This window comes from Alteromonas sp. LMIT006 (assembly GCF_024300645.1).
GTDB classification, from domain to species: Bacteria; Pseudomonadota; Gammaproteobacteria; order Enterobacterales; family Alteromonadaceae; genus Opacimonas; species Opacimonas immobilis.
On sequence record NZ_CP101291.1, the window covers coordinates 2,261,162 to 2,282,472 of the forward strand.

The 21,311-nt window shown below is 44.6% G+C and carries 16 protein-coding genes; 6 read left to right on the forward strand and 10 right to left on the reverse strand.

The genetic code is table 11. The annotated features are described in order from the left end of the window. Positions 1-122: 122 nt before the first annotated feature. Genes msrB through malQ form a run of 4 tightly spaced genes read right to left on the reverse strand, consistent with a single transcriptional unit; the run spans position 123 to position 6,870 of the window. A complete protein-coding gene (gene msrB, locus NLG07_RS10550) occupies positions 123-503 on the reverse strand; it encodes a peptide-methionine (R)-S-oxide reductase MsrB (protein ID WP_254855411.1) in 381 nt (126 codons plus the stop codon). Further along, positions 503-2,536 (reverse strand): glycogen debranching protein GlgX, encoded by a 2,034-nt coding sequence (gene glgX / locus NLG07_RS10555; protein WP_254855412.1) that lies wholly within the window; start codon positions 2,534-2,536, stop codon positions 503-505. Before glgX ends, msrB begins: the two co-directional genes overlap by 1 nt. Further along, positions 2,533-4,677 carry a 1,4-alpha-glucan branching protein GlgB gene (glgB, locus tag NLG07_RS10560; protein WP_254855413.1) on the reverse strand — a complete coding sequence of 715 codons (2,145 nt, stop codon included), beginning with the start codon at positions 4,675-4,677 and terminating at the stop codon, positions 2,533-2,535. Before glgB ends, glgX begins: the two co-directional genes overlap by 4 nt. 15 nt (positions 4,678-4,692) lie before the next feature. After that, positions 4,693-6,870, reverse strand: coding sequence for a 4-alpha-glucanotransferase (malQ, locus tag NLG07_RS10565; RefSeq protein ID WP_254855414.1), 2,178 nt, complete (start codon positions 6,868-6,870; stop codon positions 4,693-4,695). 211 nt (positions 6,871-7,081) lie between these two features. Here malQ and gap point away from each other — a divergent pair, with 211 nt between their 5' ends. Further along, on the forward strand, positions 7,082-8,077 hold the full coding sequence (gene gap, locus NLG07_RS10570) for a type I glyceraldehyde-3-phosphate dehydrogenase (RefSeq protein ID WP_254855415.1): 996 nt from the start codon (positions 7,082-7,084) through the stop codon (positions 8,075-8,077). A 95-nt stretch (positions 8,078-8,172) separates the two neighbouring features. Continuing rightward, the gene (locus tag NLG07_RS10575; RefSeq protein ID WP_254855416.1) at positions 8,173-8,973 is read left to right on the forward strand and encodes a D-hexose-6-phosphate mutarotase; all 801 of its coding nucleotides are present in this window, start codon (positions 8,173-8,175) and stop codon (positions 8,971-8,973) included. Positions 8,974-9,053: 80 nt separating this feature from the next. On the opposite strand, the gene NLG07_RS10580 is transcribed toward NLG07_RS10575, so the two are convergent. Genes NLG07_RS10580 through zwf form a run of 5 tightly spaced genes read right to left on the reverse strand, consistent with a single transcriptional unit; the run spans position 9,054 to position 14,713 of the window. Further along, the gene (locus NLG07_RS10580; protein ID WP_254855417.1) at positions 9,054-9,704 is read right to left on the reverse strand and encodes a bifunctional 4-hydroxy-2-oxoglutarate aldolase/2-dehydro-3-deoxy-phosphogluconate aldolase; all 651 of its coding nucleotides are present in this window, start codon (positions 9,702-9,704) and stop codon (positions 9,054-9,056) included. Further along, entirely contained in the window at positions 9,704-10,660 is a 957-nt protein-coding gene (gene glk / locus NLG07_RS10585) for a glucokinase (protein WP_254856857.1), read from the reverse strand. The genes NLG07_RS10580 and glk overlap by 1 nt, the downstream gene beginning before the upstream one ends. A gap of 13 nt (positions 10,661-10,673) precedes the next feature. After that, positions 10,674-12,509, reverse strand: a complete 1,836-nt coding sequence (gene edd / locus NLG07_RS10590; protein WP_254855418.1) for a phosphogluconate dehydratase — start codon at positions 12,507-12,509, stop codon at positions 10,674-10,676. A gap of 12 nt (positions 12,510-12,521) precedes the next feature. Further along, on the reverse strand, positions 12,522-13,211 hold the full coding sequence (pgl, locus tag NLG07_RS10595) for a 6-phosphogluconolactonase (protein ID WP_254855419.1): 690 nt from the start codon (positions 13,209-13,211) through the stop codon (positions 12,522-12,524). A gap of 2 nt (positions 13,212-13,213) precedes the next feature. Next, positions 13,214-14,713, reverse strand: coding sequence for a glucose-6-phosphate dehydrogenase (gene zwf / locus NLG07_RS10600; protein ID WP_254855420.1), 1,500 nt, complete (start codon positions 14,711-14,713; stop codon positions 13,214-13,216). A 229-nt stretch (positions 14,714-14,942) separates the two neighbouring features. Between zwf and NLG07_RS10605 the strand changes: the two genes are divergently transcribed. From NLG07_RS10605 to NLG07_RS10615, 3 genes are all read left to right on the forward strand, one after another. Further along, entirely contained in the window at positions 14,943-15,788 is an 846-nt protein-coding gene (locus tag NLG07_RS10605) for a MurR/RpiR family transcriptional regulator (RefSeq protein WP_254855421.1), read from the forward strand. Between the two features lie 146 nt (positions 15,789-15,934). Continuing rightward, on the forward strand, positions 15,935-17,377 hold the full coding sequence (pyk, locus tag NLG07_RS10610) for a pyruvate kinase (RefSeq protein ID WP_254855422.1): 1,443 nt from the start codon (positions 15,935-15,937) through the stop codon (positions 17,375-17,377). Between the two features lie 81 nt (positions 17,378-17,458). Further along, a complete protein-coding gene (locus NLG07_RS10615; RefSeq protein WP_254855423.1) occupies positions 17,459-18,631 on the forward strand; it encodes a trans-acting enoyl reductase family protein in 1,173 nt (390 codons plus the stop codon). A 44-nt stretch (positions 18,632-18,675) separates the two neighbouring features. On the opposite strand, the gene NLG07_RS10620 is transcribed toward NLG07_RS10615, so the two are convergent. Beyond that, positions 18,676-19,227 (reverse strand): NAD(P)H nitroreductase, encoded by a 552-nt coding sequence (locus NLG07_RS10620; RefSeq protein WP_254855424.1) that lies wholly within the window; start codon positions 19,225-19,227, stop codon positions 18,676-18,678. Positions 19,228-19,417: 190 nt separating this feature from the next. Between NLG07_RS10620 and sppA the strand changes: the two genes are divergently transcribed. Further along, positions 19,418-21,280, forward strand: coding sequence for a signal peptide peptidase SppA (gene sppA / locus NLG07_RS10625; protein WP_254855425.1), 1,863 nt, complete (start codon positions 19,418-19,420; stop codon positions 21,278-21,280). Positions 21,281-21,311: the final 31 nt, after the last annotated feature.

Genomic DNA, 21,311 nt, shown 5'->3' on the forward strand with positions numbered 1-21,311 from the left:
ATGTTGTTTTTCAACATTATTAGAGGTTAGTTACAGTGAACGCGCATGCTTGACGTTTTCAGACGAAAATAAAGCACACTATATAAGACTAAAATATATTATTATTTTGCGTGATATATTATTTATTCACCCGAGTGAAACTGCAAAGAGACACTATTTACGCAATACCTCTCACCAGTCGGTGCAGGGCCATCGTTAAAAACATGTCCCAAATGCGCATCACAGTGTTTACACAAAATTTCGGTGCGTATCATGCCATGTGAATGATCGGGGGCAAACTTTACATTTTGTGTTGTATCTTGATCAAAAAAACTCGGCCAGCCACAGCCAGATTCGAATTTATGCTCAGAGCTAAACAGTGGCGCATCACAGACAACACAGTGATACATCCCAGTTGCAAAATGCGCGTTATACTCGCCAGTAAAAGGACGTTCAGTGCCTTTTTCTTGTGTCACGTATAGTGCTGCAGGACTGAGGTGAGCGGTACTAAATGATTTGGACATTATGCTTCTCTTTTACTATCGTCTTGTTTAAATATAACAAACGAACGATTTGAGATCACAAATTGTGGCTTCGCTATGTAAGCTCCTGCAGGTCTAAAGTCCGTCATACGCGTATCGAGCACTACCTGCCAACGATGGTTCTGCTTAACGGTAGGCAACACCATATTGTGATCGACCTTGTCGGCATTGACACAAATCAGCCAGTGCTCTTGATTATCACGATTACCAATTAACTCTACGGCAAAGCCTTTGTTCATTGGATCATGCCAATCGGAATCGGCTTTGGGACTGCCATCAACTTTGTACCAATGGACGGCATCCACATTGCACTGGTCAAAAAATGCATCATCTGCTAATTGAGCATTGGTGAGGATCTGACTGGATTGTTTTAACGCGATACAGTACTGACAAAAAGCTAAAAAATCCGCCTGCTGCCGATTGAGATCCCAATCACAATAGTTGAGCTCATTATCTTGGCAATACGCATTATTATTACCGAGTTGAGTACGACTTAATTCATCGCCATGCAAGACCAATGGCGTGCCCTGAGCAAAGATCATCGACGCAAACAAATTGCGCTTTTGCCGTTCTCGGACGTGGTTGATCACCACATCATCGGTTGGTCCTTCAATGCCATAATTGCAACTCGCATTGTGATTATGACCATCGCGATTATCCTCAAGATTCGCCTCATTGTGTTTGTCTTGGTAGCTCACGACATCTTGTAAGGTGAAGCCATCGTGAAACGTCACGCCATTGACCGATGTGTAAGAGGCGCGAACGCCTTTGTGGAAAATATCTCGCGAACCAAACATGCACGTCGCAAAGTCCGCCATTTTGTTATTATCACCGCGCCAAAAACTGCGGGTGATATCGCGAAATTGATCGTTGATTTCAGCAAAGGACACCGGAAAATTCCCCAACTGATAACCATAATCACCAATGTCCCACGGCTCGGCTATGTGAATTTTGTCACGCAAAATTGGGTCTTGTTGCAAGGCTTTAAAAAAACCTGACTTTAATGAGAACGCGTGTGGCTGACGCCCCATATTCGTTGCCAAGTCATAGCGAAAGCCATCAAATCCATATTCTGTAACCCAATGTCTTGCTGCATCTAATATCATTTGGAGATTGTACTGGTGCGCAAGGTTAATGGTATTACCACATCCTGAATAATTCGCATATTCTCTTGATTCAGGTAAAAAGGTATATGCCGTACTTGGTTGGGTCGCACGATGATGTAATATCGGTCCATCAGGACCACCTTCGGCAGTATGGTTAAACACCACATCCAAAATCACTTCAAAACCGGCTTTGTGCAGCTTATCCACACAAGTTTGTAATTCTAAATGCGCATCACGGTAGGCATAACGAGGCTCCGGTGCAAAAAAGCTGGCCGTATTATAGCCCCAATAATTCGTGAGGCCCTTTTCGACAATGAAAGGCTCTGGCATAAACGCCATCAAGGGCATCAACTGAATCGTGGTGATGCCCATGTGGTGCAAATGCTCGATCACAGCAGTATGGCACAAGCCTAAATAAGTCCCGCGATGCTCAACTGGCACGTCTGGGTGTTGCATGGTCATACTTTTGACATGCGCTTCATATACGACGCGATGATGGGGCAAAATCGCTTTTTCTAATGGTGCAACCCGAACCAATTTTGAGGAGCGATGTTGCGATGGGATTTTGCCTTTTGGAAACCACAATGAAGGATTTTTATTGTATTGCTCACGATCCCAGTACCAAGCATGAGACAGTTGTTTGGCGTATGGATCACTGATGAAGCACGCTCCACCATCTTGCATCGTAACATGATACAAATAAACCAAATCAGAATAGCCTGTATTAATCGACCAATACCAATCTTTACCTACGCGCTTTTCTGCAGGAAAGCGAGCCAATTCTTCTTGCGTATCGGCATGAAATAAAACCAATTCTGCGTCCTTGAGTTCAGGCCCATACAAGACGAACTCAAGACTGTTTTGAGTCAGTGTGACTCCGTACGAAGCACGCAGATTGGCCGTAATCATTGTTGTACTAACACCACACAGGCTAATGGTGGTAATGCTAGCATCAAATGACCATTAGCAACGGTTGTAGTTTGAGGCACAAAATAATCACTCCCACCATAAATAGCTGCATCCGAATTAAACACCACTTGATATTCCCCGTCAGAAACATGATCTAAAACGTACTCATTGTGTGGGATGGGCGTAAAATTACAGAGCACAACGGCAATTTGGCCAGAATCTGCATGGCGACTAAAACACACAATGGAGCGTTCCTCATCATTGTGTGATAACCACCGAAACCCCTTTCCAGTATGACATTGCTCATGTAGTGCAGGGTTGTTTCGATATAAGTGATTCAAATCGCGATACAACTGTTGAATCTGTGAATGCTTTGGCTCATCTAGCAAATACCAATCGAGCTGACCATCGTGATCCCACTCCCGATATTGCCCCAATTCACAGCCCATAAAATTGAGTTTTTTGCCCGGATGGGTAAACATGAAACTTGCATAAGTTCTCAAGTTCGCTCGCTGTTGCCAATCATCGCCAGGCATTTTGTTAAGCAGTGAGCCTTTGCCGTACACCACCTCATCGTGTGATATGGGCAAGACGAAATTTTCGTCAAACGCGTACACCATCGAGAATGTGATTTCATTGTGGTGATACTTACGATGTGCTGGATCACGACTGATGTATTCTAATGAATCGTGCATCCAACCCATATTCCATTTGAAGCCAAAGCCGAGTCCGCCCATATCGACAGGACGAGACACCTTAGCGAACGAGGTGGATTCTTCAGCAATGGTCATGACATTTGGAAACTGCTCATAAACAGCTCGATTCATCCACTGTAATAAGCTGATGGCTTCATAGTTGTGATTACCACCATCGACATTTGGGATCCACTCGCCATCGTTGCGCGAGTAGTCCAGATACAACATAGATGCCACCGCATCCACACGCAATCCATCGATGTGAAAATGCTCACACCAATATAAAGCATTCGCCACCAAAAATTGACGCACTTCATCTTTACCAAAGTCATAAATGCATGAGTTCCAATCTGGATGCCAGCCTTTTCGTGGGTCTTCGTATTCATAAACACACGACCCATCGAACTTAGCTAAACCATGATCATCCTCTGGAAAATGCGCCGGTACCCAATCAATAATCACCCCAATGCCGGCTTGATGGCAGGTATCAACAAAATATTTGAAATCATCAGGCGTTCCAAAACGGCTAGTTGGTGCAAATAAACCAACGGGTTGATAGCCCCAGGAGCCATCAAATGGGTATTCAGAAATCGGCATACACTCGATGTGCGTATAGCCCATGTCTTTAACGTATGAGACCAAGTCTTGAGCAAGCTCACGATAGGATAAATAGCGACGTCCATCAACCGGTCTACGCCACGAAGCAAGTTGCACTTCATAGATGCTGATGGGATGTGAATACGGATCGGAATTTTGTCTATTGCGCCATTCACTGTCATTCCAAACGTAAGAGGAATGGTCAAAAATCACCGAAGCATGCGATGGATATTGATCATGGTAAAAGCCCACTGGATCGGCTTTATGAGGTAAACGCTCACCTTGTGCATTACGCAAGGCAAACTTGTATTTTTGTCCAATGTGCGCTGACGGAATGACCAAAACCCAATAGCCCATATCGGTTTTTTGCATGGGATGCGCCGTATCATTCCAGTGGTTAAATTCACCAATCACTGACACCGCTGATGCATTAGGTGCAAAAACCGCAAAACGAACCGCCTCTAAAGACGTATCATCTGAACCATGTAACGTAATGGCCTGTGCCCCAAGCTGACGATAGACATTTTGCGGCGCGTGATCGACAAAATGCACCGCATGATAAGCTTCATTTTTATACGCATAAGGGTCGACAATGGTGTATTCGGTGTCGACAGTTTGCACCTTCAGGCGGTACTGTTTTGGGATTTGACTGGCAATGACATTACAAAAAACTCCATCCCCGGCAGCTGTCAGTTCAACCACCTGTGCCCCTTGAACATCCACAACATTCACTGCGATTGCGCCAGGTATGTAAACTCGACAAAAGTCCCCTAACTCGTTGCGAAATACCCCCAAATCATTGAAGGGAAAACTCGCACGTCCTTGTACTAAATGATGATAATCAGTCATTCTGTTCCTTTTTATTTATGTTTGACTGGCGTCGATGCGCGCTTGAGAAATACGCGCAGACAAATCCAATATATCACGATTACTAAAAATATCTTCCAAGTTCTGCGACAACTTACGACGCCAATTTGGATATTCGTTAAAAGTGCCAGGGATATTGACTGGCTTGTCCATTTGCAACCAATCTTCCAATTGTAACGATAATAATGCTGAACTGCCCTTGGCCATATGCACCTGCATTCCGTAATTCAAAGCTTGGGTCATGCCGACATAATTGACATCGTGCCCTACTTCATTAGGTATTGAGCCATGGCCATGCAGGGTATTTAAAATTTGCTGCTTATTCTCATGACGCGATGCGTACAAAGGCTGCAAAATCTCTTCTGTTGGATATAAACCAAGTTCTTTACCCAATTCCAAATCATTGCAATGCCAATAACCAATCAAGGTTGGGAAGTCATGAATGGTCAAGGTCGCCATGGATTGCACAGGATAATGTGCGGGAGAATAAAACCCTCCATCTTCTGCTTGTTCGAAGAAAAAGACACGATAAGAATACACGCCATTAGACGCTAATTTATCTCGTATTTCCTCTGGCACTGTCCCCAAGTCTTCGCCAATAATAAGCGTTTGATGGCGGTGTGATTCAAGTGCCAAAATGCCAAGCAGATCATCCACTGGATAATAGACATATCCACCTTTGTCTGCGGAGTCACCTTTGACAACCCACCACAACCTCAGTAGCGCCATGGCATGGTCAATGCGCAACGCACCTGAATTGGCCATATTGGCAGAGAACAAATCGATGATAGGTTGATAGCCCTGTTGATAAAGCACTTCAGGATCCATCGGTGGCAAGCCCCAATTCTGACCCAATGGGCCAAGGATATCAGGTGGCGCACCGATACTTGCTTGCGTCACATACAAGTCTTTGGCAGCCCAAATTTCAGCACTGCCCTCACTTACACCAACAGCCAAATCGCGATAGATACCTATGGTGAGGTTTAATTCTGAAGCAACTGCACTGGCAGCTGCGAATTGTTGAGCCGCTAGGTATTGTAAATAACCATAAAAACGCACGCGTTCGGCATGTGATTGAGCAAACTCTGCCACAGCGTCATTTTGATAAGTTTGATACTCTTCAGGGAAAACTGGCCATCCCCAACTGTCCTTGCCCGCTTGGCGTAAATATTCTTGTAGTGCATCATACGTAGCTAGGGCTGCAAGACTTTCTCCGCCTTGTGTAATAAACGCATCCAGTTCTCTGGTATCCCCTTTAATATATTCTTGGTACAAGGCATTGAGCACGGGCATTTTTAGCTCGGCGACCGCCTTGTAATCAACATATTCAACTGCTCGGGTATGTTGTAATTTTGCCTGAAATTGCCCATCGCTGACCATGGCTTGAATTACGGGAGATTGATACTCAGGGACCGCAGTAACATCAATGTACAAATGATTGAGCCACTTTCGCGATGATGGGCTATATGGCGAACATGAGTCAGGTTCATTTGGATAGAGCGCATGAATCGGATTTAACCCAATAAAATCTGCTCCCTGCTGCGCAGCATTGCGCAGTAAAGCCTGTAGGTCAGTAAAATCACCCATGCCCCAGTTGCGTTCGCTGCGCACACAGTACAATTGAACACTCAACCCCCAAACTTTATGGCCTTGAGCTATTTTTGCTGGGGTATAGCACGCATCCGGTGCCATGATTAAACGCGCCTCTGCCAATACTTGCGTATCATGCATGAGTTGAAGTGTATGATAGCCGTCTGGTACTTCAAACTCTAAATCGATTGCAAATTCTTGGTATTCGGAATCTTCAATATCCGCAGCGTTGATCAAGGTATGCTCCGTCGCAATAAGATTTTGTAAAAGATCAGCGCCCGTTTCAGTAATGACTTTCAGTGATAATGGCGTATTCACCAAAGAAATAGGTAAACGCAGTGCAATCAATTTTTCGGAGGAATGACGCAACACTTTGACCGGATCAAGTGGCGTCATCCATGCATCTGAAACTTGCTCATTGATTTGTTGAACTAAGTGATCTTCTTTCTCGATATCATACCCCATGACACCTAAGATCTTTTCCTTAGTTCCTGCGGCAACCGATGTGGGTTTGCCATACGCATCAATAAATTGCGTTTCAATGCCTCGCATTTTGACGAGCGCATCAATGGGTGTTTGCGACATAAGAATTCCAGACTAGGTTATAGTGACCCTGCATTATTATGACTTAGTGGTCACATTAAAAATGAATACGATTGCATTGATGAGAAGTTTACACTTTTTCTGTAATAAAACTACATTTTACTGATAAAAACTTGCTAAAAGTCCGTTTCAACCCTATAATTTATGTAAATTTATTTCATTTTGTGTTTTTTCGATAAGATTAGAGGTCGTTATGACAATTAAAGTAGGTATCAATGGTTTTGGCCGTATCGGTCGCTTGGTTATGCGCGCAGCGGTTGAACGTGACAATATCGAAGTAGTAGGTATTAATGACCTATTAGATCTGGACTATATCGCCTACATGTTCAAATACGATTCTACTCATGGTCGTTTTGACGGCAATGTTGAAGTCACTGACGGTGGTTTATTGGTGAACGGTCGATTCGTTCGTGTGACGAACAAAACCAATCCTACTGAGTTAGCTTGGGATGAAATTGGCGTAGATGTTGTAGTCGAAGCAACTGGTATATTCTTAACCGCTGACAAAGCTCAAGCCCACTTAGAAGCGGGTGCCAAAAAAGTCGTCATGTCAGCCCCATCAAAAGACGATACACCGATGTTCGTGATGGGGGTCAATCACGAGAGTTATGCAGGCGAAACCATTGTATCAAACGCATCATGTACAACTAACTGTCTTGCACCTCTTGCTAAGGTCATCAACGACAATTTCGGTATTAAAGACGGTTTGATGACCACTGTGCATGCAACAACGGCTACACAAAAAACAGTTGATGGACCATCTGCCAAAGATTGGCGTGGTGGTCGTGGTGCCGGTCAGAATATCATCCCATCATCTACTGGCGCGGCCAAAGCTGTGGGTAAAGTCATTCCAGCATTGAATGGCAAGTTGACAGGTATGGCGTTCCGCGTGCCAACACCGGATGTTTCTGTCGTTGATTTGACTGTGAATCTTGAACGCCCTGCTTCTTATGAGCAAATCTGTGCAACGATTAAAGAAGCTGCCGAAGGCCCTCTTAAAGGTATTCTGGATTACACCGAAGATGCTGTTGTATCAAATGACTTTATCGGTGACAAGCACACCTCCATCTTTGATGCGTCGGCAGGTATTGCCTTGACTGACACTTTTGTCAAATTGGTAGCTTGGTACGACAACGAAGTGGGTTACTCAAACAAAGTATTAGACTTAGTGGCTCACATCCAAAAATAATTTGTTTCTCCCTCCTTACAAGCCCAGTTCCTACTGGGCTTTTTTTGTCTTGTGCACTATTCTTTAGAGAATACTCAAAAAGGACTCAACAACACATGAATACTCTCACCTTACGGACCTCATCGGCCAGTTGCCAAATTGCGCTGCATGGCGCACACCTCACCTCTTATGTGCGCAATGGATTGGAGCGTTTGTTTGTTTCGCAGCAAGCTGTAATGGATGGCACCAAAGCGATTCGAGGCGGAGTACCGATTTGCTGGCCATGGTTTGGTCAGCTACATGCTGATATCGCTTCGCACAAAATAGCGCATGGCTTAGTGCGAAATCAACCATGGGATATTATTGCGCAAACTTACAGTGCTGAAGAGTCGTCTGTCACTCTAGTACCATCTGATACACATCATCCGTTGTGGCCATCAGGGTTATCTTGCTCAATCAAAATCACATTGGGTGAAGTGCTAGAGATACGCTTAATATCATCCAATTCCAGTGCAAAACCAATTGCGCTCACCGGTGCATTGCATACGTATTTTGCAATTCCAGATATCGTAGATATTGAACTTGAGGGTTTTGAGCAAGCACATCAATATATTGATAACAATACCACTACACGACATGATTTTGGCGAAAATCCCTATCTAATTAACGATGAAGTTGACCGTGTCCATTTGCTGCCAGCGCCATCAACCAAAATCGTAAGCGATTCCCCTATCACAATAAAGCACAGAGGGCATGACTCACTTGTCGTATGGAACCCTGGCGCTGCTAAAGCAAAAGCACTCGCGGATTTAGCTGATAAAGAGTATCGACAGTTTGTCTGTATCGAAACTGCTCTTACCCAAGGATTTGAGTTAATTCCTGGAAACACCCATGAGCTAATACAGTCGATTGACTGATATTTTAAAGCACAAAAAAACGCACACTATTCCTTAATAATGTGCGTTAATGAAGTCTTGCGAACTAAACTAACTGACTTTTACGCGACGGCGTTTGCTCCTTCCACCGCTTCTTTAGCAAGTTGGGTAATCGCATCCCAATCACCGGCATCCATCAACGCATCCGGTGCAAGCCATGAGCCTCCCACGCAATGAATATTAGGTAAGGCCAAATAATCGTGATAGTTAGATAAACTGATCCCACCTGTTGGGCAGAACACCATATCTGGGAACGGACCTGCAATCGATTTAATGGCTTTTACACCACCCACCGCTTCTGCTGGGAAAAACTTTAGATGGGTATATCCAGCATCGCGAGCGCGCATCAAATCAGAGGTAGAGGAAATACCTGGGATCAGCGCAATTGGTCCTGCTTTACCAGCAGCTAATAACTCTGCAGTCATACCTGGGCTGATCGCAAATTTAGCGCCCGCATCGGTCACTTGTTGTAACTGTTCTGCATTGGTTACGGTACCCGCGCCAATCATCGCATCCGGTAATTCTTTTGCGATCAATTCAATGGCCTCTAGAGCCACAGGAGTACGCAACGTCACTTCCAAAATATTAATCCCGCCAGCAATCAATGCTTTGGCTAATGGCACTGCGTGTTCTAATTTTTTGATCACAAGCACAGGAACAACAGGTGATGTTGCGAACACGTCTTGTACTGAGTATTGCCATGACTGACTCATTAGGCATTCCTTACATGTTGATTAAGGTACGCAGCGGCACCCAATAACCCGTGATCGGGTTCGTTAATTAAGTACGTAGGGATATCTTTTATGTAATGAGCCATTTGTCCCTTGGCTTCAAAGCGTGACCGAAAGTCACTTTTTTGTAAAAATTCTACAAACCGCGAAGCAATGCCACCGCCAATAAACACACCACCGGTCGTAGCTAAATTCATCGCTAAGTTACCTGCAAAACTGCCCATGATGGCGCAAAATTGTGCTAAGGCTTTTTCGCAAATTGCGCATTGTTTATTGAGCGCACTTTCAGTGATCAAAGCCGCTTCATTGTAAATAGGCTCAACGCCTTCAGCCTGAGCAAGTGCTTTGTAGATGTTCACAATACCGCGTCCTGACATGACCTCTTCAGCTGAAGCTCGTCCATATTGGGCTTGTAAGTAACGCCAGATGACGACATCGGTTTCATCCACAGGAGCAAAATCGACATGACCGCCTTCTCCATCAAGGGTTTGCCAGCCACTTGTAGTTTGCGTGATGTGCTCAACACCCAAACCTGTGCCTGGACCAAATACCGCGATGTTGCCATTTTCAATTGGTGCACCTGCGCCAATTTGGATGATTTGCTCATCATTTAATACAGGTAGCGAATGAGCGACTGCTGTAAAGTCATTAATAACAAATAAATGTTGAAGACCAAGATTATTTTGCAATCCTGACGCCGTAAACTCCCAATCGTTATTAGAGAATTTGATCACTTCCTGATTGACCGGCCCTGCAATAGCGATACACGCAGAAGTAAAGGTTTTATCTTTGTGCTCTGCAAAGTAGTGCTCTATCGCAGCTTGAATGCTTACAAACTCAATACACTGATATTTCTCAATATCAGCTATGCCGTTATCAGTAACGGTTGCCAGACGAATATTCGTTCCGCCGACATCTGCGATCAGCTTATGCCCCAAATTGCCAATCTTGTTAGCCATTGTGTGTTGCTCCTTGCTCGACAAATAACGTACATGCGCCTTCCTCAGCGCCAGAAATTGATAAACGCATACCAGCAAACATTTCACGTCCCATGCCAACATGATGTTTAGCTAGATTAGCTGGTTGCGCGTCTCGCTTGGTAAGTTCATCGGCATCCACTAACAAAGACAAAGAGCCGGTAGTGGTGTCAATTTCAATCATATCGCCGTTGTGAACTTTTGCCAGTAAGCCTCCCTTGTATGCTTCTGGTGTAACATGAATGGCAGCTGGTACCTTACCTGACGCACCAGACATGCGACCATCTGTGACCAATGCGACTTTGTAGCCACGGTCTTGCAACACACCTAGCGGTGGCGTTAAGCGATGTAATTCAGGCATACCAATCGCGGCTGGACCTTGGAAACGCACCACCACAACACAGTCTTTGTCTAGATCACCGGCTTGGAACGCGGCATCTAATTCAAATTGATCTTCAAATACAACCGCAGGTAACGTCAGTTTGCACTCTGGAGAGCGCAATGCAGAGGTTTTGATGACCGCACGACCTAAGTTTCCTGATAATACAGATAAACCGCCATCGGGTTTAAATGGCACGGCAACCGATGCAACCACCTCTTTGTCTAAGGATTTAGAAGGTCCTTCGACCCACTCTAGTTCACCGTCACGCAACACAGGCTCTTTGGTGTACATTTCAAGGTTATCAGAACAAATTGTTTTGACATCATTGTGAAGTAAACCCGCGTCCAACAGCTCTTTGATAAGTAATGACATACCGCCGGCCGCAACAAAGTGATTGATGTCCGCATGACCGTTAGGATAAATACGAGTCAATAATGGTGTTGCACGAGACAAATCAGAAAAATCATCCCAGTTCACAATAAAACCAGCTGCTCTTGCTACTGCCACTAAATGCATGGTGTGATTTGTAGAACCACCTGTTGCCAACAATCCTACCAAACCATTGACCACGGCTTTAGCATCCACTAGCTCACCGATTGGGCGGTAATTATCGCCTAAATCAGTAATGCGAGTGGCTTGCACACCTGCTGCACGGGTCAAAGCATCGCGCAAAGGGGTGCCTGGATTGACGAAGGAGGAACCCGGTAAATGTAGGCCCATTATCTCAACCACTAGTTGGTTTGAGTTGGCCGTACCATAGAAGGTACAAGTACCTGCTGAGTGATACGATTCACTCTCAGCTCTTAACAGCTCTTCACGACCCGCTTTACCTTCAGCGTAAGCTTGACGCACCCGGGCCTTTTCTTTGTTTGGTAAGCCAGAAGGCATAGGGCCAGCCGGTACGAATACCGTTGGTAGATGACCAAAAGATAAGCTTCCTATTAACATACCAGGGACAATCTTGTCACATATCCCGAGCATCATCGCGCCATCAAACATGTTGTGTGATAAGGCTACAGCAGTCGATTGCGCAATGACGTCGCGGGACAACAATGACAAGTCCATACCGGCATTACCTTGAGTAACGCCATCACACATGGCCGGTACGCCACCAGCAAATTGCGCCACCGAGCCCACATTCTTAATCGCATCTTTTATGATTGCCGGGTAGTTTTCATAAGGCTGATGTGCAGATAACATGTCATTGTAAGAGGAACAAATCGCAATGTTCGCTTTGACCATTGAGGTTAAATCAGCTTTTTCTTGTTTACCACATGCGGCAAAACCATGCGCCAAATTACCACATGACAACGCACCACGGTGTGGGCCTTGACGACGTGCTACGGCTATTTTGGCAAGGTAATCTGCTCGAGTTTGCTTGGAACGCTCGATAATGCGTTCGGTGACTTCTTGAATAATTTGGTTCATTGGTCCCTACTCCTATGGTGCCCACATAAGGTTAACGGTTGCGCGATTAATTACCGCACTAATTGGCATCGCCAATTCCGTGCTTTGTAACGCCTTGGCAATCGTGTCCTTTTTGGATTCACCGACTAAATGTAAAAATATATTTTTAGCTGCTAAAATCGCCGGTAGGGTCAGCGACATACGTTGATGAGGCGCCGTGGTAGGCTGTACCGCAATGTATTTAGCTTGTGAATTGAGATCTAAACCTTGCTCGATTTGTTCTGAACATGGAAATAACGAAGCCGTATGACCATCTTCACCCATTCCCAATATCACCACATCAAAGGGTAACTGCACATTATCCAGTGCAGCTTCACATGAGGCTACTGCATCTTCAGCATTGGCAAAATCATGCTTTAACGTAATAAATGTGGCCGCGGCTGCGTAGCTTTGTAACAAGTACGTGCGCACAAGTTTGTCGTTGCTCGCATCATCGTTTACATCCACCCATCGGTCATCCGCTAAGGTAATAACCACCTTACTCCAATCCAACTCGGTTTGAGCCAGTGTCTGAAACAAGGCAACCGGGGTACGACCACCACTGACCACAAGTGTTGCTTGGCCTTTTTCTGCAATGGCTTGATTTAGAAGCTCTGTAATAGTGATGGCGAATTCAACGGTTAACTGCTCTGCAGAAGAAAATTCGTGTGATACAAGGGCCATAATTATTTTCCTTTTGCTTTTTTGACAGCTTGTTGTTGATACCACGCTCGACCAGTCTTAGCGAGTAAACCAATGGATTCGACCGGCCCCCAGGTACCTGCTTGATATGGCTCGGGTGGTTCATTTTTAGCTGCCCATGCACCGATGATCGAATCGACCCATGACCAAGCCTGTTCTACTTCATCGCGACGCACAAATAATGCTTGGTTGCCAAGCATGACTTCCAATAAAAGCTTTTCATAGGCATCAGCGATACGTTCATCCGAAAAAGCCTCAGAAAAAGATAGGTTCAGCTGGGTTTTTTGCAGATCCATAGAGCCTGATGAGGTCAACCCTGGCACTTTATTCATAACGGTGATTTCTACGCCTTCGTCCGGTTGCAAACGAATGACCAATTTATTCGGTGGCAATTGCGCAAAGCTATCTTTAAATAAGTTATGTGGCTGACGTTTGAAGTAAATCACCACTTCAGAGGTCTTCGCCGGCATGCGTTTACCCGTTCTTAAATAAAAAGGTACGCCCGCCCAACGCCAGTTATTGATGTGCGCTTTGATCGCAACAAACGTCTCGGTTTGTGATTTTTGGTTCGCATCAGGCTCGTCCAAATACCCTGGTACTTCTTTGCCATTCACAAAGCCACCCACGTATTGACCGCGAACCGTCATCTCATCAATATTAGAGGAGTCAATTGGACATAACGCTTTGAGTACTTTTAGTTTTTCGTCACGAATATCATCCGCATCTAAAGTTGCCGGTGGCTCCATCGCCACAAGTGACAGGATTTGTAATAAGTGGTTTTGCACCATATCACGCATTTGCCCAGCATCGTCAAAGTACCCCCAACGCCCTTCAATACCAACGGACTCAGCCACACTGATTTGAACATGATCAATACTGTTGTGATCCCAGTTGTTTGTAAAAATAGAGTTCGCAAAACGCAACGAAATCAAATTTAAAACTGTCTCTTTGCCAAGATAATGGTCGATGCGATAGATTTGTTTTTCTTTAAAATATTCTGCTACTGTTTCGTTAATGACTTTAGAGGTTGCCAAGTCATGTCCAATGGGTTTTTCTAGCACAACCCGCATTGAATCATCAATGGCATTAGCATGTTTTAAACCTGCGCAAATATCACCGAAAATAGAAGGAGGCGTCGCAAAATAACACACCATAGTTCGCGCTTCATTTACCAAAGGAGTAAACTGCTCATAATCAGACGGCTCAAGCATATTAATACACAGGTAACTGAGCTTTTTAGAAAAGCGAGACCACGTGACTTCACAAATCGTCTCGCCCAAAAATTTTTCTAAATTTTCTCGAACAATGGCAACGTATTCTGTCTGCGCCAAGGGTTGACGGGCCACACCGATAAATTTAGTTTCAGGATGAATCAAATCAGCTTTCTCTAGCTGATACAGTGAGGGAAGCAACTTGCGACGAGCGAGATCTCCCACTGTGCCAAAGAGGACAAAATCACAAGGGTCGAACGAAGGTTTAATCACGTTTTTATGCCTTTTCAATGAACACAACACAATTGCATTCTTCTAATGTATTAAGGTTAAGTGTACTCAATTTTGTAGTAAAATTACAACTTTTACACTGTGATAATGCAAAAAATATCACTTTAATGCGATAATACTGAAAGTTTTACTGTAATTTTGTGCAAAAACAATACATCTTGTATAGAAATACAGGTATATTGTTACTCATGCAAAAGAGACACCCATTAGTATGAATATTTTAGAACAAATCACCCGACACTTTGACGCGTTTAGTAAAAGCGAAAAAAAAGTGGCTCAAGTCATTTTAGATAACCCAAAAAATGCCATTCATTCATCTATTGCGACACTGGCAAACCTTGCCAATGTCAGTGAGCCTACAGTCAACCGTTTTTGCCGTAGACTCGATACTAAAGGCTTCCCCGATTTTAAACTGCATCTAGCTCAAAGCCTCGCCAGCGGAACGCCTTATGTCAATCGCAACGTTGATGAAAATGATGGACCAGCTGAATATACGAACAAGATTTTTGAGTCAACCATGGCAGCTCTGGAAACCGCTCGTCAGTCGGTTGATATCAATGCTATTAACCGGGTAGTAGACCTGTTAACACAAGCCAATAAGATTTCATTTTTTGGTCTTGGAGCTTCCGCATCTGTTGCACAAGATGCCTTGAATAAATTTTTCCGTTTCAATGTCCCGGTCGTGTATTTCGAAGATATTGTCATGCAGCGCATGTCGACGATGAACTCGACGGATGGCGATGTAGTGGTGTTGATTTCTCACACTGGGCGCACAAAATCATTAGTTGAAATTGCACAAATCGCACGAAGCAATCACGCTGTTGTCGTAGGTATTACCGCAAAAGACTCCCCACTTGGCCGTGAATGTAATTACGTTCTTTCATTGGATGTTGCCGAAGATACCGATATGTATATGCCCATGGCGTCTCGCATTGCGCAACTTACCTTAATTGATATCCTAGCCACTGGCTTTACTTTGAGACGTGGCAATCGATTCAGAGAAAATTTAAAACGCGTTAAAGAATCATTGAAAGACTCTCGTTTTTCGATTAAATGATCAACAATTGTTCAAATGCGCACGGATAGTAATAAAATTACGTAAAAAAACCACATTTTTAGTGAATATTTGAAAATCTGTAATATAATTACAATATAAATGAGCTATCATACGATATTCACGACAGACACAATACGGACTCTTACATGATACTAAATCGTCGCACCAAAATTCTTGCCACTCTCGGCCCTGCCACTGATTCTCAAGAGATATTAGAAAAACTCATCGCCGCTGGCGCCAATGTTGTGCGCATGAACTTTTCGCATGGCACTGCTCAAGACCACATTGAACGAGCAGCACGGGTTCGAGCTGCAGCCAAAAAGCTCAATAAGTACGTTGGTATTCTTGGCGATTTGCAAGGACCTAAGATTCGTGTAGCACGCTTTAAAGGCGGTCCTATCTATTTGAATATTGGCGATGCATTTGTACTTGATGCTAGTTTAGATAAAGATGCAGGTGATCAACACTCAGTAGGCATTGATTACAAAGACTTACCCAATGACGTAGTGCCAGGTGATGTGTTATTACTGGATGATGGACGAGTCCAATTAATTGTTGATCGAATTGATGGTAGCGCCATTTACACAACGGTATCGGTTGCTGGAAAGTTGTCAAACAACAAAGGCATCAACAAACAAGGTGGTGGCCTTTCTGCGGCGGCGTTAACAGATAAAGACAAAGAAGACATCAAGACTGCGGCGCAAATTGGCGTAGATTATTTAGCCGTATCCTTCCCTCGCTCTGGTGCGGATCTAGAATACGCAAGAGAACTTGCTCGTGCTGCAGGATGTAACGCACAAATTTGTGCCAAAGTTGAGCGTGCTGAAACCGTTGCAACGGACGAGGCCATTGATGACATCATTCTTGCTTCCGATGCAGTGATGGTTGCACGTGGTGATTTGGGTGTTGAAATCGGCGATGCCGAACTGGTTGGCGTACAAAAAAAACTGATCGCTCGCTCCAGACAATTAAACAAAATAGTGATCACCGCTACGCAAATGATGGAGTCGATGATTGAAGCGCCACTTCCGACCCGAGCCGAAGTGATGGACGTCGCCAATGCCGTGTTAGATGGTACCGATGCAGTCATGTTATCTGCTGAAACGGCCGCGGGCAAATTTCCAATTGAAACCGTTGAAGCCATGGCTCGCGTATGTATTGGCGCAGAAACGCACCCAAGCGTGAACGAATCTAAACACCGCATGGATGAAAAATTTGAATCCATATCAGAAACCGTAGCAATGGCTGCAGTTTATGCTGCTAATCATCATTTTAATATCAAAGCCATTGTTGGCTTAACCGAGTCGGGTAACAGCACTAAGCTCATGTCACGCATCACGACTAACCTACCCATTATTGGTTTGTCTCGTCACGCTACAACTCTTAATGCTATGGCATTGTACCGAGGCGTTAAACCTGTGTTTTTTGATTCGACGCAATCACGCCCTGGTCAAATCACGCAAGATGTTGTGAATGCATTAAAGGCTTATGGTTATCTTGCTGAAGGAGATAAATTCATCTTCACTTATGGCGATACCATGGAAACCATCGGTGCCACCAACACGTGCAAAATCGTCACTGTGAATTAACCACCACCCTCAGCGTTAACAAATAATTAACATCTCCTTCATTATCCGTTATGATGTCTCCTTAAAAATAAGGAGACATTAATGGAAAAGCAATTCGACATAATTGTCTTTGGCGCCACTGGATACACTGGCCGATTAGTCTGTGAATATTTGCGTGACCACTACGCCAATAGTGATGTTCAGTGGGCCATTGCCGGCCGTGACGAGGCGAAACTCACCCACACCAAATCCACCTTAAACCTTGCTGAACACATCGACGTACTGGTCGCTGACAGTCAAGATCCACAAGCTCTGCTGCCGCTGGTGACCAGTACCAAAGTCATCCTCACCACTGTAGGACCCTATCAGCTTTATGGGGATGTACTCATTCGTTTATGCGCAGAAATGGGCACTGATTATGTCGATCTGTGTGGTGAGCCAACTTGGATGCGCCAGCAAATTGATACCCTTTCTCAAACTGCCAAAGAAAGTGGTGCTCGGATTGTCCATTCGTGCGGATTTGATTCAATCCCCTTTGATTTAGGGGTGTTCTTTTTACAAGATTTAGCATGGCAATATTTCAACAAGCCTATGCCGAGTGTCAAATGTCGTGTGCGCAAGATGAACGGCAAATTTAGTGGTGGCACTGCCGCGAGCCTTCAAGCAACCATGGCCGCAGCAATGCAACAACCAGAGTTGCTCGGTTGGCTCAAAGACCCATTTAGTCTCGCGGGTGGTTTTGTTGGCCCAGATCAACCCAAAGGGAATGAGATCCATTTTGATGAGGCGCTTAACTCTTGGGTCGCGCCGTTTATCATGGCCAGCATTAATACCAAAAATATACATCGCTCTAACGCCCTACTCGACCATTACTACGGCAAAGATTTTGTGTATGACGAAATGATTTTGACCGGTCCTGGTGAGCAAGGGGAAAAAATTGCCAACCATATCGCCAACGATAAAAGTTTATCAGGCCCTGACGCCCCAAAACCGGGTGAAGGCCCGACTCAAGAGGAACGAGAAAATGGCTCTTATGATGTATTATTCATCGGTACTCTGGATGAGCATGAAGTGAGAGTCAGCGTTGGTGGACACCTTGACCCAGGCTATGGTTCGACTTCACGTATGCTGACTGAAGCGGCTTTATGTCTGGCTCATGATAATTTGGCTACGTTAGGAGGTGTATATACACCTGCTCCTGCGATGGGAGAGGCTCTGATTAAACGCCTGATTGAACATGCTGGACTGTACTTTGAGGTTGAGGAGCGACATTAGACTGGGATACTGAGCCGCAGCACCGAGCTGCGGCACTTATACGGTCATTCCCAATGGGTAAAGTAATCGCCACTCTCTAACGTTGGTTTGGGCATGGGTTTCAGGTTGGATGTACCAAGATATAAAAACCCGACGATTTCATCATCCTCACTGAGACCTAATGATTTTTTCATATAATTTGATTGAGCATAACTTCCAGTGCGCCAAATCCCAGCAAAACCTTGTGCTTGAGCCGCCATTTGCATTGAATGCACAGCACAAGCCGTTGAGCATACCTGCTCCACCATTGGCACTTTGTCATGTTCCACATACTGGGTATAGGCAATAATGACCATAGGCGCACGTAATGGCAACTGAATGGCTCGCGCAATACTTTGCTCATCTTTATCTTCAGCAATCGCAGATTCTTGTAACAAATCCCCTAATTTATTGAGCCCCCTGCCTGTGCAAACAATAAAACGCCACGGTTTAAGACCAAGGTGATCGGGTGCGCGCAATGCTGCTTGCTTGATATTTTCTAACGCATCCCCTTCTGGAGCTGGAGCCGTGAGTTTAGGCTGTGAAACTCGGTTTAACAACAAATCTAAAGCATCCATGAGTACCTCATTTGTATGAAGAAAAAAACAAGCAAAATGTACCCGTAAACAGGCTAAACACAAAGTGTTTTTGTAAAAAATTTTGCACTTTGTGACCAATGCGTTACAAAAAATTACAAATTTGCAGTAGCAGATTTACCCTCGTCTCTCTAGGATGTACTTTGAGACAATATAAAAGGTGTATTTAAGCATGGCAGCAAACCAGTCATTGACCAAATCTTTGTTTGTCGGGATTTGGAATGTCCTCAACTTCTCGCGGAAGTTAGTATTTAATCTGATTTTTATTCTTCTGCTTATTTTCTTCATTATGGCGATTGCCAATTCGGGTAAAGATGAGATCAAAGTCCCTCAAGGTGGCGCTTTGGTATTAAATTTATCTGGTAATTTGGTGATTCAAAAAACATCAGTCGATCCGTTTGATGAGTTTGCCAATGAAGCTTTTGGTGGCGGCTCTGGTCCCAACGAAATTCTGGTTCGCGATGTCGTAAAAGCCATTGAAAACGCCAAAGAAGATCGCCGCATCAGTGCGTTGCTGTTGGATTTTGATGGGTTACGTGGGGCAGGCTTGGATAAGCTTCGTGTTGTCGCGGCTGCTTTAAAGGATTTTAAAACCTCTGGCAAACCAGTGATTGCACGCGGCGATATCTATGGCCAAGTACAGTATTACCTAGCCGCGCATGCAGACAAAATTTACCTGAATCCGGAAGGTGCGGTGTTATTCGACGGCTTAACGCGACAGCGTATGTACTACAAAGAAGCACTAGAAAAGCTCAAAATCAATACTCATGTTTTCAAAGTGGGAACGTATAAATCTGCCATTGAGCCGTATTTGCGCAACGATATGTCACCAGAGGCAAAAGAAGCGAATGAAGCTTGGATGGGTAGCTATTGGCAACAAATGAAAGAAGACATTGCCAATGCACGCGGCATCGATATTGCCAGTTTTGATGAAACGGCTGCCGCTTTCATGACCAAATTTGAAGCCGCTAACGGTGACTTTGCCCGATATGCATTAGACAATGGCTGGGTGGATGCACTCAAAACTCGTGAACAAATCCGAGCTGAAATGATTGACTTGGTCGGTAAAGATGACAAAGACAGTTCATTTAAGGGAATTTCATTTGCGAGTTACATGCGCGTCATTGACTTCCCACTGCCACAAGAATTTACCAAAGACGGTATTGCCGTCGTTGTGGCTAAAGGCACAATATTAGATGGCAATCAGCCCTCTGGTACCATCGGTGGTGAATCCACCGCACGTTTATTGCGCAAAGCACGTAACAATGAGAACGTCAAAGCAGTAGTCTTGCACGTCGATTCCCCAGGAGGCAGCGCCTTTGCTTCGGAGATTATTCGTCAAGAAGTGATTGAACTCAAAAATGCTGGCAAGCCTGTCGTTGCAGTCATGAGCACCTATGCTGCATCAGGCGGTTACTGGATCTCGGCGAGCGCGGATAAAATCATCGCCTCTCCTGCAACCATCACCGGTTCAATTGGAATCTTTGGCATGCTAATGACTTATGAAGACTCACTGGCGCATTTGGGCGTATATACCGATGGTGTTTCCACCACTGAGCTGGGCTTTTCATCGTTGTCTAAAACCCTACCTGAAAGCCTAGAGCAAATCATTCAACGCTCTATTGAGCGCGGTTACGAGCAATTTATTACCCTCGTTGCTGACAACCGAAATATGACCCTTGAACAGGTTGATTCGATTGCGCAAGGTCGCGTGTGGATCGGTGAAACGGCGCTTGAGTTGGGTTTAGTCGATGCGTTAGGTGGCTTGGAAGAAGGCATCACAGCCGCCGCTGAATTAGCTGGGCTCGAGGATTATCAAGTTAAGTACATTGAACGCACTCTTTCGCCTAAAGAACAGTTTATTCGTGAGTTGTTACAAAACGCCACCATCAAATTAGTGCAAACACAAATGATTGATTCGAACAGCCCATTGTTAGGCTTGTTTGGTCAGATTGCGCGTGATATCTCGACGTTCTCTCGACTGAATGATCCGAAAGCGACGTATGCCATGTGTCTAGACTGTGAACTCAGATAACATAAAAGGCGTTTTGATAGCAAAAGCCCAA

Excerpts from the sequence above, each read along its gene's own strand:
- gap (WP_254855415.1), top strand. The coding sequence starts at position 7,082 with ATGACAATTAAAGTAGGTATCAATGGTTTTGGCCGTATCGGTCGCTTG.
- pyk (WP_254855422.1), top strand. The coding sequence starts at position 15,935 with ATGATACTAAATCGTCGCACCAAAATTCTTGCCACTCTCGGCCCTGCC.
- edd (WP_254855418.1), bottom strand. The coding sequence starts at position 12,509 with ATGAACCAAATTATTCAAGAAGTCACCGAACGCATTATCGAGCGTTCC.
- malQ (WP_254855414.1), bottom strand. The coding sequence starts at position 6,870 with ATGTCGCAAACACCCATTGATGCGCTCGTCAAAATGCGAGGCATTGAA.
- sppA (WP_254855425.1), top strand. The coding sequence starts at position 19,418 with ATGGCAGCAAACCAGTCATTGACCAAATCTTTGTTTGTCGGGATTTGG.
- NLG07_RS10580 (WP_254855417.1), bottom strand. The coding sequence starts at position 9,704 with ATGAGTCAGTCATGGCAATACTCAGTACAAGACGTGTTCGCAACATCA.
- glgB (WP_254855413.1), bottom strand. The coding sequence starts at position 4,677 with ATGACTGATTATCATCATTTAGTACAAGGACGTGCGAGTTTTCCCTTC.
- NLG07_RS10615 (WP_254855423.1), top strand. The coding sequence starts at position 17,459 with ATGGAAAAGCAATTCGACATAATTGTCTTTGGCGCCACTGGATACACT.
- glgX (WP_254855412.1), bottom strand. The coding sequence starts at position 2,536 with ATGATTACGGCCAATCTGCGTGCTTCGTACGGAGTCACACTGACTCAA.
- NLG07_RS10605 (WP_254855421.1), top strand. The coding sequence starts at position 14,943 with ATGAATATTTTAGAACAAATCACCCGACACTTTGACGCGTTTAGTAAA.
- pgl (WP_254855419.1), bottom strand. The coding sequence starts at position 13,211 with ATGGCCCTTGTATCACACGAATTTTCTTCTGCAGAGCAGTTAACCGTT.
- NLG07_RS10620 (WP_254855424.1), bottom strand. The coding sequence starts at position 19,227 with ATGGATGCTTTAGATTTGTTGTTAAACCGAGTTTCACAGCCTAAACTC.
- msrB (WP_254855411.1), bottom strand. The coding sequence starts at position 503 with ATGTCCAAATCATTTAGTACCGCTCACCTCAGTCCTGCAGCACTATAC.
- NLG07_RS10575 (WP_254855416.1), top strand. The coding sequence starts at position 8,173 with ATGAATACTCTCACCTTACGGACCTCATCGGCCAGTTGCCAAATTGCG.